The 12991-nt window shown below is 74.7% G+C and carries 11 protein-coding genes; 8 read left to right on the forward strand and 3 right to left on the reverse strand.

From position 1 onward, the window contains the following. Positions 1-7: 7 nt before the first annotated feature. Genes OG776_RS32535 through OG776_RS32550 form a run of 4 tightly spaced genes read left to right on the forward strand, consistent with a single transcriptional unit; the run spans position 8 to position 4469 of the window. Positions 8-1369, forward strand: a complete 1362-nt coding sequence (locus OG776_RS32535) for an aldehyde dehydrogenase family protein (RefSeq protein ID WP_261994435.1) — start codon at positions 8-10, stop codon at positions 1367-1369. After that, on the forward strand, positions 1366-2193 hold the full coding sequence (locus tag OG776_RS32540; RefSeq protein ID WP_148007724.1) for a 3-oxoacyl-ACP reductase: 828 nt from the start codon (positions 1366-1368) through the stop codon (positions 2191-2193). The genes OG776_RS32535 and OG776_RS32540 overlap by 4 nt, the downstream gene beginning before the upstream one ends. A gap of 23 nt (positions 2194-2216) precedes the next feature. Beyond that, positions 2217-3503 carry a haloacid dehalogenase-like hydrolase gene (locus tag OG776_RS32545; protein WP_148007725.1) on the forward strand — a complete coding sequence of 429 codons (1287 nt, stop codon included), beginning with the start codon at positions 2217-2219 and terminating at the stop codon, positions 3501-3503. Between the two features lie 42 nt (positions 3504-3545). Then, the gene (locus tag OG776_RS32550) at positions 3546-4469 is read left to right on the forward strand and encodes a DUF2510 domain-containing protein (RefSeq protein WP_148007726.1); all 924 of its coding nucleotides are present in this window, start codon (positions 3546-3548) and stop codon (positions 4467-4469) included. A gap of 12 nt (positions 4470-4481) precedes the next feature. On the opposite strand, the gene OG776_RS32555 is transcribed toward OG776_RS32550, so the two are convergent. Next, positions 4482-5684 (reverse strand): amino acid deaminase/aldolase, encoded by a 1203-nt coding sequence (locus tag OG776_RS32555; protein WP_148007727.1) that lies wholly within the window; start codon positions 5682-5684, stop codon positions 4482-4484. A 1835-nt stretch (positions 5685-7519) separates the two neighbouring features. On the opposite strand from OG776_RS32555, the gene OG776_RS32560 reads away from it, so the two are divergent. Further along, positions 7520-8443 carry a hypothetical protein gene (locus tag OG776_RS32560; protein WP_329322969.1) on the forward strand — a complete coding sequence of 308 codons (924 nt, stop codon included), beginning with the start codon at positions 7520-7522 and terminating at the stop codon, positions 8441-8443. Further along, positions 8440-9651: a type VII secretion-associated serine protease mycosin gene (gene mycP / locus OG776_RS32565; RefSeq protein ID WP_148007728.1), complete on the forward strand. Its 1212-nt coding sequence runs from the start codon at positions 8440-8442 to the stop codon at positions 9649-9651. The genes OG776_RS32560 and mycP overlap by 4 nt, the downstream gene beginning before the upstream one ends. 47 nt (positions 9652-9698) lie before the next feature. Here mycP and OG776_RS32570 read toward each other — a convergent pair whose 3' ends face one another. Then, the gene (locus tag OG776_RS32570) at positions 9699-10661 is read right to left on the reverse strand and encodes a serine hydrolase (RefSeq protein WP_148007729.1); all 963 of its coding nucleotides are present in this window, start codon (positions 10659-10661) and stop codon (positions 9699-9701) included. Between the two features lie 149 nt (positions 10662-10810). Between OG776_RS32570 and OG776_RS32575 the strand changes: the two genes are divergently transcribed. Further along, on the forward strand, positions 10811-11542 hold the full coding sequence (locus tag OG776_RS32575) for an SseB family protein (protein WP_148007730.1): 732 nt from the start codon (positions 10811-10813) through the stop codon (positions 11540-11542). A gap of 27 nt (positions 11543-11569) precedes the next feature. Here OG776_RS32575 and OG776_RS32580 read toward each other — a convergent pair whose 3' ends face one another. Then, positions 11570-11926: a DUF1844 domain-containing protein gene (locus OG776_RS32580; protein ID WP_148007731.1), complete on the reverse strand. Its 357-nt coding sequence runs from the start codon at positions 11924-11926 to the stop codon at positions 11570-11572. A 357-nt stretch (positions 11927-12283) separates the two neighbouring features. Here OG776_RS32580 and infC point away from each other — a divergent pair, with 357 nt between their 5' ends. Next, positions 12284-12991: a translation initiation factor IF-3 gene (infC, locus tag OG776_RS32585; protein ID WP_187285524.1), complete on the forward strand. Its 708-nt coding sequence runs from the start codon at positions 12284-12286 to the stop codon at positions 12989-12991.

The following is a 12991-nucleotide window of genomic DNA, read 5'->3' on the forward strand; positions in this document are numbered from 1 at the left end:
CCACGAGCTGCGGGTGCTCGACCCGGCCACCGAGGAGGTCGTCGCCACCGTCCCTGCCGCCACCGCGGCCGACGTCGACGCCGCCGTCCTGCGGGCGTCCCGGGCGCAGGTCCGCTGGGCCGTGCTGGCGCCCGGTGACCGGGCCCGGCTGCTGCGCCGGTTCGCCGTGGTCGTCGACGAACACCGCGAGGAACTCGCCCGGCTCGAGGTCCGCGAGGCCGGGCACACCATCGGCAACGCCCGCTGGGAGGCGGGCAACGTCCGTGACCTGCTCGACTACGCGGCCGGGGGAGTCGAGCGCCTGACCGGCCGTCAGATCCCGGTGCCGGGCGGACTCGACGTCACCCTCCTCGAACCTCTCGGAGTCGTGGGGGTCATCGCCCCGTGGAACTTCCCGATGCCGATCGCGGCCTGGGGCACCGCCCCCGCGCTCGCGGCCGGCAACGCGGTCCTCCTCAAGCCCGCCGAGACGACGCCCCTGACGGCGCTGCGGCTGGCCGAACTCGCCCTGGAGGCCGGCCTTCCCGAGCACCTCCTCCAGGTGCTCCCCGGCGCGGGCCCCGTCGCGGGTGACGCCCTGGTCGAGCACCCCGGCGTCGCGAAGATCGTCTTCACGGGGTCCACGAGCGTGGGCAAACAGGTGTTGGCAAAGGGTGCGGCCCTTCTCAAGCGCGTCACCCTGGAGCTCGGCGGCAAGAGCCCCAACATCGTCTTCGCCGACGCCGACATCGAGGCCGCCGCGGCCGCCGCCCCCATGTCCTTCCTCGACAACTCGGGCCAGGACTGCTGCGCCCGCACCCGCATCCTCGTCCAGCGCTCCGTGTACGAACGCTTCCTCGGGCTGCTCGCCCCGGCGATCGAGTCCGTCGTCGTCGGGGACCCGTCCGACGAGGCGACACAGATGGGCCCGCTGATCTCCCGGGCACAGCTGGAGCGCGTACGGTCGTACGTCCCCGCCGACCTCGCCGGCATCCGCGGCAAGGCACCCGAGGGCCGTGGCTTCTGGTTCCCGCCCACCGTCCTCACGGACGTCGAGCCGCACGCGCGGGTGGCCGTCGAGGAGGTCTTCGGACCGGTCGCCGTGGTGCTGCCCTTCGAGGACGAGGCGGACGCGGTCCGGCTCGCCAACGCCACCGACTACGGACTCGCCGGCTCCGTCTGGACCCGGGACGTCGGACGGGCGCTGCGCGTGTCGGGAGCCGTCCGGGCCGGCAACCTCTCCGTCAACTCCCACTCCAGCGTCCGCTACTGGACCCCCTTCGGCGGCTTCAAGCAGTCGGGGATCGGCCGTGAGCTCGGCCCGGACGCCCTCACCGCCTTCACCGAGACCAAGAACGTCTTCATCAGCACGGAGGGCCCCGCACAGTGACCGAAGCCACCGCAGGTACCGAAGCCACCCCGGGCGCCGGAGCGACCGGAGGCACCGTCTGCCGCCGTCTGGTCGGCCGCACCGCCGTCATCACCGGCGCCGGCAGCGGCATCGGACTCGCCACCGCACGCCGGCTCGCCTCCGAGGGCGCCCACGTCGTCTGCGGCGACATCGACGAGGTCGGCGGCAAGGCGGCCGCCGACGAGGTCGGCGGGATCTTCGTCAAGGTCGACGTCACCGACCCCGAGCAGGTCGAGGCGCTGTTCCGGACCGCGTACGACACCTACGGCTCGGTCGACGTCGCCTTCAACAACGCGGGCATCTCGCCGCCCGACGACGACTCCATCCTGGACACCGGCCTGGAGGCCTGGAAGCGCGTCCAGGAGGTCAATCTCACCTCCGTCTACCTGTGCTGCAAGGCAGCGATCCCCTACATGCGCCGTCAGGGCCGGGGCTCCATCATCAACACGGCGTCCTTCGTCGCCCGGATGGGCGCGGCGACCTCCCAGATCTCGTACACGGCCTCCAAGGGCGGTGTGCTCGCCATGTCCCGCGAGCTGGGCGTGCAGTTCGCCCGCGAGGGCATCCGCGTCAACGCCCTGTGCCCCGGGCCGGTCAACACCCCGCTCCTGCGGGAGCTGTTCGCCAAGGACCCCGAACGCGCCGCGCGCCGCCTCGTCCACATCCCGGTCGGCCGGTTCGCCGAGGCCGAGGAGATCGCCGCGGCGGTCGCCTTCCTCGCCAGCGACGACTCCTCCTTCGTGAACGCCTCCGACTTCCTGGTGGACGGAGGGATCTCGGGCGCGTACGTCACGCCCCTGTAGGCATCCCGGTGTAGGCACGACCCATGCGATTCCGATCCGTCCGCACCGCTCTCGTATGGGCCCTGGTCGCGGCCGCCACCCCGGCGGCCGCGGCCACCGCACCCGCCGGCCGGCGTCCCGACTGCCCGCGGCTCTCGGGCAACTGGTACGGCGACAACCGTGCCCGCCTCCAACGGCTGATCGACACCCGCGGCACCTGCTCCCGCCTCCCGGCCGGCACCGGCTCCGCGCCCCAGGCACGGAACGCCCCCGTCGCCGCCTTCGACTGGGACAACACGGTCACCAAGAACGACGTCACCGACGCGACCCTCGCGTGGATCCTGCGGCACGACCGGATCCTGCGCCCGGCGCGCTGGAAGGACACCAGCGCATGGCTGACCGACGCGGCAGACCGGGCCCTGACCACCGCCTGCGGCACCGCCACCCCCGTGGGCGCCCCCCTCCCGACCTCGAAGGGAACCCGCTGCGCCGACGAGATCCTCCGGATCCGCGAGACCGGACGGACCATGAGCGGCGCCGCCGCCTTCGCCGGGCGGTGGAACCACCGGCGCACCGTGCCCCAGTACGCCTGGGTGCCGCAGCTCCTCGCCGGACACACCCTCGCCGAGGTGACCTCCTACACCCGCCGGGCCCGTGCCGAGGCCCTGGCCGCGCCGGTCGGCTCGACCCGCACCGTGGGCACGCACACCCTCCCGGCGTACGTCCGCTACTACGCCCAGCAGCGCGACCTGATCCGGACCCTCCGACGGGCCGGATTCGACGTGTACATCGTCTCGGCCGGCTCCGAACCGGTCACCGAGGTCTGGTCACGGGGTGTGGGCGTCGACGCGCGGCACACGATCGCCATCCGTTCGGTCCTCGACCGGCGGGGACGCATGACCACCCGGAACGAGGGCTGCGGCGGGGTACCGGTGACCCGCGGCGAGGTCATCCCGTACATCGACGGCAAGCGGTGCTGGGTCAACCAGGAGATCTACGGTGTCCACGGCACCGCGGCCTGGCGGCGGCAGGACCCGCGCCACCGCGTCGCGCTCGCGGCCGGAGACGCCGACACCGACGTCACCTTCGTCGGGGACGCCACCGGCGCCCACCTCGTGCTCAACCGCAACAAGGGCGAACTCATGTGCCGGGCCTACGACGACGCCGACGGCCGCTGGCTGATCAATCCGATGTTCCTCGGGCCGCTGCCGCGCAGGCCGGAGCCCTACCCGTGCGCGACGAGCGCCTACAACGCGGCGGACGGTGGCGGGAAACCCGTCCTGAGGGACGACGGTTCGGTCGTTCCCGACCAGACGGACTCCGTGCACTGAGCACCGTGTACCCGCGTCCGGGGCGGGTCCTAGAGTGCCGGGATGAGCATGACGCACCCGCCCGGCTGGTACCGCGACCCGTCGTACCCGCTCGCCGAGCGCTGGTGGGACGGCACCGCGTGGACCGACCACCGGCGGCAGTCCGGGACCGTCCCGGTGCCCCTGACCCCGCCCGGACCGGCCGGCCCCGGCCCCGGCCGCGCCAGAGCGGTGGCACTCGTCACCGCCGGCGCGGTGCTCGTCACCGCGATCGTCACCGGTGTCCTGTTCCTCGGCCGGGACGACGACGGGAGCGGCGCCGCGGCGGCCCGGGCCACACCGGCCGCCACCTCCTCCGCGCCGCCGGGGGCGGACTCCCCGACGGCCGCCCCCACCACCGCGCCACGCCCCGGCCGCCCGTCCGTCGTCGTGGACGAACTCAACGGCATCACGCTGCCGCTGCCGAAGGGCTGGACCCAACCCGGCGACTTCGCCGAGGACGACCTCGTCATGACCACCCCCGGAACGTACGACTGCCCCGGCGATCCCGGCCTGTGCCGCCGCGGCAGGGTCTCCTCGCGCACCGTCACCGCGAACGCCGAACGCTCCCCGAGGACCCTCGCCGAACGGGACGTCGACGACGCCGCGCGCGCCGCCTACGACCGTGACGTCCTCGGCGGCCGCCCCTACCGGGGCATCACGTCCCACCGCGTGGTCAAGGCGGCCCCGATCGCCGTCGCGGGCCGCGCCGGGTACCTGGTGCGCTGGAGGGTCGCGACCGGAGTGGGTCCCGGCGGCTACGTCGAGTCGCTGGCGTTCGCCTCCAGTGTGGGCTCCGAGGCGCCCGTCATCGTCCGCTTCGCCTTCGACGCCGGCGCCGACGGACCGCCGCTCGCCGACATGGACCGGATCGCCGAGGGGATCCGGCCGACGGACGACGCGGACACGAGCGGGGGAGTGGGCAGCAGCATCGGCCCCTCCCGGTGACGGCGCAGCGCCTCAGAGGAACGTACGGCCCTCGCCGCGGTACGTCGGGACGGTCGCCGTCACCTCGTCACCCTCCACCAGGTGCAGCGCGTCGAACCGCTCGCACAGCTCCCCGGCCTTGGCGTGCCGGAACCACACCTTGTCGCCGATGAGCAGGTCGTCCGCGGGCGGGCCGAGCAGCGGGGTCTGCACCTCGCCCGGCCCCTCCTGCGGGTCGTACCGCAGCCCCTCCGGGAGGAAGGGGACCGGGAGTCGGTCGGGGCCCGCCGCTCCCGAGGCCGGATAGCCGCCGCCGAGAACCGTGACCACCCCGACGCCGGGACGGCGCACGACGGGCTGCGCGAAGAGCGCGGCGGGACGGCCGCTGAAGGACGTGTAGTTGTCGAACAGCCGCGGGACGTACAGCCCGGAGCCCGCCGCGATCTCGGTCACCGCGTCCTCGGCGGCCGTCTGCTGCACACTGCCGGTGCCCCCGCCGTTGACGAACGCGAGGCCGGGCGCGACCTCGCGCACCGCGCGGACCACCTCGGCGCGCCGGGCCGCGAGCTCCCTGCGGGCGGTGGCCTGCATCAGCCGGACGGCCCGGGACCGGAAGGGCCGCCCCGCGACGGCGTCGCCGACGCCCGCGACATGGCCCTCGTACGCCATGATCCCCACCAGCTCGAAGCCGGGCCGGTCGACGACGGTCCGCGCCATCTCCGCGACCTGCCCGGCCGAGTGCAGCGGCGAGCGCAGGGCGCCCACCCGGATCCGCCCGCCGAGCAGCCTGAGCGAGGTGTCCAGTTCCAGACAGACCCGCACCGTCTCGGTGCCGCCCCCGCGGGCCTCGTCGATGAGACGCAGCTGGGCGGGGTCGTCGACCATGACGGTGACGGCGGCGGCGAGCTTGGGGTCGCCCGCCAGCTCCGCGTACCCCGCGGTGTCCACCGACGGGTAGGCGAGCAGGACGTCGTCGAAACCGGAGCGGGCCAGCCAGATCGACTCGGCCAGGGTGAAGGACATGATGCCCGCGAAACCGTCCCGGGCGAGGACGCGTTCGAGCAGGGCGCGACAGCGGACGGACTTGCTGGCGACCCGGATCGGCTTGCCGCCGGCCCTGCGGACGAGGTCGTCCGCGTTCGCGTCGAAGGCCTCCAGGTCCACGATCGCGAGAGGGGCGTCGAGGTGTGCGGTGGCCCGGTCGTAGCGGGCCCGGTCTGCGGCGCGGGCAGTCATGACCGAAGCCTGCCAGACTCGATTACCGCAGGGTAGGGGGACGTTCCGGGCAGATGCCCCGGGGTCCCGGACTGGTTCCCTCGCGGCCGACGTCAACCCGTAGAGTGACGCGGACGAGGGAGGAACGACCTCGACCGGGCGGCGCCTGCCCGGGATGACGGTCCGTCGGTACGGGTATGCGTGTCCCGTGGCGGATGAGTCGCCGGGGTGGTCCTCTCCGTACAGGTGGACGACCCGGTGGACTCCGGGCCCGACCGGTCGCCCGGGCACGAGGAAACGGGGGGTGCATGAGCACGGAAGCGCGTCGTGCCTCGACCCCGCCGCGCCCGGCCGTCCCACCCCACCCCGAACAGCCGCCCGCCGCGGGCCCGCCCCCCGAGGGGACCCGCGAAGCGGCGGAGCCCGCCGGAGGGACGGCGACAGACGGAGTGACGGCGCCTGATCGAGCGGCGGTGCCCCGCACGGACGACGACACCGCGCCACACCGCCCGCCGGCCGCCCGCCCCGACAGCCGGTCCGCACCGACCGACGCCGGATTCTTCCGGCGCGCGCCCAAGGACCGCCCGGGGAACGGGACCGTCCCGCCGTCGCGTCCCGAGGGCGGCCTCCGCGACGGGACCGCCCCGCCCTCGCGTCCCGAGGGCGGCCTCCGCGACGGGACCGCCCCGCCCTCGCGTCCCGAGCCCTCACCGGAGCCGGGGGACGCGGGGTTCTCCCGGCAGGCCGCCGCGGCACGCCCCGGCAACCCGTCCGGGCACGCGGGCGCCGTCCCGCCCGCCGTGGAGCGCTCGCCGGAGCGGCCCGACGCCCGGTTCTTCCGGCCGGCGCGACCGGGACGTGCCGAGCGCGCCTCCGGAAGCTCCGGGAGCGAGGCCGCCACCGAGGCCCGGCCGGAGCGGTTCCCGGCGCCCGGGGACACGGTGCCCCCTCGGCCCACGACGCCCCCACGGTCCGGAGCGGCCGACCCGCGGAGGTCACGGGAGCCCGGTCGTCCGGTGCCCCCGCGGGGAACCGGTACCTCGTCCTCCGGACGGGAGGCGGCGCCGCCCCGGCCGGTGAACCCGCCGCGGTCCGAGCCGTCCCCCGGGACGGGCTCCGCGCTGCCGCCGCGCCCCGAACAGCCTCCCGCGGGCGCCACTTGGCGACCCCTTCCGGCGGCACCGGTGGGCGGTGAGCCCTGGACGCTGCCCGATCCGGGGGACCGGCCCCCGACGACCGTGCCGCGCCCCGCCGGTGACCCCCGGGGACGGACACCGGGCGCTCCCGCCGTCCCGGAGGGCTCCGACGCCCGAGCCCCCCGCACGTCGGGCGCGGCCACCGGAACCGGCCCGCGCACGGACGACGGATCCCGCACGCCCGCACGGCCCTTCCGCCGTACGAGCCCTTCCGGGACGAAGCCTTCCCCGGGTGCCCCGGGATCCTCGGACGCCACGGGATTCCCGGGGCCGTCCGGGCTCTCCGGCCCCGCGGCCTCCGCCCGTTCCACCGGGAGCGCCGGGCCCACCGGCCCGCCCCCGGAGGTCCCCCCGGCGTCCCCCGCCGCTGCCGCGCCCGGGCCGAGTGCCGTCCGCACCCCCGCACCGCCCGCCGCCACGGCCCCGCCCCGCGAGAGCGCCGACCCGCGCGTCCCCGGCCGCCGTACCGCACCGTCGAGCCCGCCCCCGCCGCCGGCCTCGGCCCGTTTCCCCGACGCCCCGCCGGCGGCGCGCGGTGCCGGCACGCCGCCGTACCTCCCGCGGCCGTCACGGGACGGCGGCGTACCCGACGGCGGTACCACGGACACGACCGGACGACCGCGGTCCGCCCCCGGCACGCCGCCCGAAGGCGCACCGCCCGTGAGCCGGGCCCCCGCGCCCGCGGGCCCGGCGCCGGGCACCGACCGCCCCTACGTCTCCTTCGCGGAACCCGAGACCCACCACGGCTTCGAGGGCTTCGACACGTTCGACACCTACGCCCCCGGCGACCACGTCACCACGCGCCCGCACCCCGCCCACCCGCACCCGCGCACCCGGCACCGGACCGTCGCCGCCGCGGTCTGCCTCGTCCTGGGCCTCGGGCTCATCGGCGGTGCCGTGACCGGGAGTTGGCTCACCGGGGACAGCACGGGCGAGGACGGCGCGCGTACCTCCTTCACGACAGCCGCCGGACTGTGGCACAGCGTCCCCGTGGACCGGCTCTTCCCGCCCACCGTCGACGGCCAGGGCGCCGGCCCCGGTGGCGCCGACCGGACCTGGACCCGGGTCGCCGTCGCCCCGGACAGCGGCTGCGCCGACGCCTTCGACCCGCTCCTGCGCCAGGCGCTCGCCCCGGCCGGCTGCCTGCGGCTGCTGCGCGCCACCTACACGGACGTGACGCACAGTCAGGTCACCACCGTGGGAATGCTGTTCACCAAGGCGGACGCGGCGACGACGACCGCCCTGAAGACCCGCTTCAAGCAGCAGGGCCTCGACCGGCGCGCCGACCTGATGCCCCGTCCGTACGCCGTCAAGGGCACCGTCGCCGCCGCGTTCGGCGACGCCCAGCGCGCGTCCTGGACGGTCTCGGTCCTCACCGACGCCCCCGTCGTCGTCTACGCCGTCTCCGGCTTCGCCGACGGACGGGTCGTCACCGCCCCGCAGCCCGCGGCGGACGCCGTGCGGCCCGGTGTGACCACGGCCCCCGCCCAGGCGGGCCTCGGCAACGACGCGCAGGGCCTCGCCGACCGCGTCGAGCGGAGCCTGCGCAGAATCGTCAACCCGGCCTCGGAGAAGCCGTCATGACCCGTACCCCCACCCGCCGGGCCGCGCTCCTCGGTGCCCTGCTGGCCGGCTCCCTCACACTGCTCCCGTCCACCACGGCGTACGCCGACGGCATACGGGCCCAGCAGTGGGCCCTCGACGCCCTCCACACCCAGCAGGCCTGGCGCACGACCAAGGGCGGCGGGATCACCGTCGCGGTCCTCGACACGGGCGTCGACGACCAGCACCCGGACCTGGTCGGCAACGTCCTCACCGGCAAGGACCTGGTCGGCTTCGGAGCGCACCGCGGTGAGCGCGCGTGGGCCCGGCACGGCACCGCCATGGCGGGGATCATCGCGGGTCACGGACACGGCGCGGGCCACGGCGACGGCGTGCTCGGCATCGCCCCCGAGGCGAAGATCCTCCCCGTCCGCGTCATCCTGGAGGACGGCGACTCCTCCCGTACGAGAGCGCGCAGCACCCGCGGCAACGCCCTCGCGGAGGGCATCCGCTGGGCCGCGGACCACGGAGCCGACGTCATCAACCTCTCCCTCGGCGACGACTCCAAGTCCGCCCACCCCGAACCCGCCGAGGACGCCGCCGTCCAGTACGCCCTGAAGAAGGGCGCCGTCGTGGTCGCCTCGGCGGGCAACGGCGGTGAGAAGGGCGACCACATCTCCTACCCGGCGGCCTATCCGGGCGTGATCGCGGCCGCGGCCGTCGACCGGTACGGCACCCACGCCTCGTTCTCCACCCGCCGCTGGTACGCCACCGTCAGCGCTCCCGGCGTGGACGTCGTCATCGCCGACCCGGACGACCGGTACTACGAGGGATGGGGCACCAGTGCCGCCTCCGCCTTCGTCTCCGGCGCCGTCGCGCTCATCAAGGCGGCCCGTCCCGGCCTGTCCCCGGCACAGGTCAAGACGCTCCTGGAGGACACCGCCCGCAACGCTCCCGAGGGCGGCCGGGACGACTCCCGCGGGTTCGGCTTCATCGACCCCGTGGCGGCCATCCAGGCGGCCGGGCGGCTCAAGAAGGAGGACCCGCACGCGGCCGCGTACGGCCAGAAGTACTTCGGCGCGGGCCCCGACGCCCCGCGGGCCGACCACGAGGCCTCGGGCTGGGCGGGCCCGGTCGCGGGCGGCGCGGGCGTGGTCCTGCTGGCCGCGGCGGTACTGCTGTGGAGGGGCCGCGGGACCGGGGCACCGGCGTGGGGGTTCAGGCGCCGTTCCCCGGACGACCGGGCCTGAGCGGCGACCCCGGAGACCGCGGCCCCGACCCGGGCCCGGGACAGCCCTCAGCCCGCGGAGTACGCCGAGACCGCCGCCCGTGCCGCCGACTCCACCAGCGAGATCCCCTTCGCCATGGTCGCGTTGCCGTCGGACAGGGCGGCCACCAGGCAGTCGTGGCCGCCGACGGTGATCCGCCCGATGCTGTTGACGTCCCACAGCCCGGTCGTGCTGCGCGGCAGCCACCCGTTCTTCAGGGCGAACGCCGAGCCGTCGGCCGCCGCCGAGACCCCCCACCGCTGGCCGTCGGCGATCTCGCCCATGAGTCCCTGGAGATACGTCCGGGAGGCCGCGCCGAGCAGTGAGCCGTCACCGAACACCTGCTGCAGCAGGGTCAGTTGATCGGCGGCCGTGGTCCGGGTCAGCCCCCACAGCGCGCCGTCCCCGCCCTCGGTGGCCGTCAGCCCGAACCGGTCGTTCGCGGCGTCGAGACCGTCCGCCCGCCCGATGACGTCCCACAGGGCGGACGCGGACGCGTTGTCACTGTTGGTGATCATCGCCGTGGCGCAGGTCTTCTCCCGGGCCGTCAGCCGCCGGTCCGCGTCCTGCGCCTGGAGCAGCAGTGCCGCCAGGATGTCCACCTTGACGATGCTCGCCGTGTCGAAGCTGCCCGTCCCGTAGGCGGCGCGTTCGCCGGAGTCCAGGTCGAGCACCGCGACCGACACCTCGGCGCCCGGCGCCACCGGCACGGCCCGCATCCGCTCGGTGAGCAGCGCGGTGCGGTCCGCCGAGGGCTCCGTTCCGGGTGCCACCGATGTCTCCCCGCTGGTCGGTTCCGATGCCGTCGGCGACGCGCGGGGCGCCGACGAGGAGGAGGATACGAGGCTCGCGCGGTCGTGCGCCCGCGCCTTCACGTACACGGTTCCGCCCGTCGTGCCGGCGACGAGCAGGGCGGACGCGACCACGGCGTACCGGAGGGTCCTTCGTCCGGAGCGGCGGGGGCGCCGCCGATGAGCTCTGTGAGGGGCCATCCCGCGATGCTCGGGGCCCTGCCTGTGTCCGGCGTCGGGCCCGCGTGAACGCCGTGTCAGCGTGGGCTGAGAATTCGGTGAGAGCCGTGACCACCGCGTTTCCGGGGCCGCACAAGCGCAGCGGCATCCCCCCGATAGGGTCGGGGACCGTGGCGAACAAGAACATTCCCGACTCCGGCTTCCCCGACGACGACGGCTCCGCCGATCCCCGGCTGAGCGCGGCGCTCGCGGCCTGGGCCGAGGACCGCACCGCCGTGGGGCCGGTCCTGGAGGCGCTCGAGGGCGCCCGGCTGCTGGTGCCCGTGGTGGCCGTCCTCGGCGAGGTGGAGGAGGACGAGAACGGGCTGCGTCACGAGAAGACCAGCGACATGGCGGTGCCGACCCTGAAGGCCGGCGGCCGTACGGCGCTGCCCGCCTTCACCTCCACCGCGACGCTGGCCCGCTGGGACCCCGCGGCGCGCCCGGTCGCCGTACCCCTGCACCAGGTCCTGCAGGCCGCCGCGCACGAGAAGGCGGACACCGTCGTCCTCGACCTGGCGGGCCCCGTCCCCTACGAGCTGACGGGCTCCGCGCTGCTCGCCCTCGCCGAGGGGCGCACGACGGCGGACCCGCTCGCCGATCCCGCCGTGGTCGAGGCGGTACGGGCCGCCGTGGCCGCCGAGCCCGCCGTCGCGCGGGCCCATCTCGGCCCCGGCCGGGCCGACGGCACCCTGGCCCTGGTCCTGGACCCGTCCGCGGAGCCGGCCGAGGCCGCCCGGGCGGTCGCGGGGCGGCTGGCCGCCGACGAGACACTGAGGGCCCGCCTGGTGCGCGGTCTCGACCTGGCACTCCTGCCGGCCGGGACGACGCCACCGGGCGAGCCCCTGTACGTGCGCGCCTAGAACCCCCGTGGGGGGCCGGGGGACGGACTAGCCGTAGACGGGTCCCGTGTACTTCTCGCCCGGGCCCTGGCCGGGTTCGTCCGGGACGATGGAGGCCTCGCGGAACGCCAGCTGGAGCGACTTCAGGCCGTCGCGCAGCGGGGACGCGTGGAAGGAGCTGATCTCGGTGGCGCTCGCGTCGAGCAGACCGGCCAGCGCGTGGATCAGCTTGCGTGCCTCGTCGAGGTCCTTGTACTTGTCGCCCTCCTCGGTCAGACCGAGCTTCACGGCGGCGGCGCTCATCAGGTTGACCGCGACCGTCACGAGGATCTCGACCGCGGGGACCTCGGCGATGTCGCGGGTCATGCTGTCGAAGTCGGGGTTCTGGGGAGGGGTGTCACTCATGTCCCACACGATAGGTCCCGGGCGGTTCCGGGCCCCAGTCGGCCTCGGTTAGCCGATATCGGCCCGAGCTGCTAACCTTGTGTAACGACCGGCTGGACATGTAGGTGTCCGGCCCACAAGTGGAGGCTCCGATCTCCCACCTGACTGTCCTCCGGGACGGCAGGTCACCCGGTCAGGCGGCCACCACCGTTCCGTACGGACGGTGGAGTCGCCCGAATGTGCGCCCCGCGGTTGAACGCGGCGGTGCTCCGGTAATCCATGGAGCCCCGCCTGTGTCCCGTCCGGGGCATTTTTCGTGCCCCGCGGTGGTTGGTCCACGTGTCATCAGAGACATACGCGGCTGTCCGCCAGACCGCCGTGTGGTGCTACCGAGGAGGATCCATCAGCGCCGAGCCCCGCATCAACGACCGGATTCGCGTTCCCGAAGTGCGACTTGTCGGTCCCAGCGGCGAGCAGGTCGGGATTGTTCCGCTTGCCAAGGCCCTTGAGCTTGCTCAGGAGTACGACCTCGACCTCGTCGAGGTGGCGGCGAACGCTCGTCCGCCCGTCTGCAAGCTCATGGACTACGGGAAGTTCAAGTACGAGTCGGCCATGAAGGCTCGTGAGGCGCGCAAGAACCAGGCGCACACGGTCATCAAGGAGATGAAGCTCCGGCCGAAGATCGACCCGCACGACTATGACACCAAGAAGGGTCACGTCGTCCGGTTCCTCAAGCAGGGCGACAAGGTCAAGATCACGATCATGTTCCGTGGTCGCGAGCAGTCCCGGCCGGAGCTCGGCTACCGGCTGCTGCAGCGGCTCGCCTCGGACGTCGAGGACCTCGGGTTCGTCGAGTCGAACCCGAAGCAGGACGGCCGAAACATGATCATGGTTCTCGGTCCGCACAAGAAGAAGACCGAGGCGATGGCCGAGGCCCGTGAGGCCCAGGCGGCTCGCAAGGCCGAAGCGAAGGCCAACCCGGGTCGTTCGCAGAACGCCGCCGACGGTGAGACCGCCGACGGCGAGGGCGAGACCGCCGAGGCCGAGACCGCCGAGGCTCCGGCCGAGGCTTCCGCCGAGGCCTGA

Origin of the sequence: Streptomyces sp. NBC_01689 (assembly GCF_036250675.1) — a bacterium.
Taxonomy (GTDB): Bacteria; Actinomycetota; Actinomycetes; order Streptomycetales; family Streptomycetaceae; genus Streptomyces.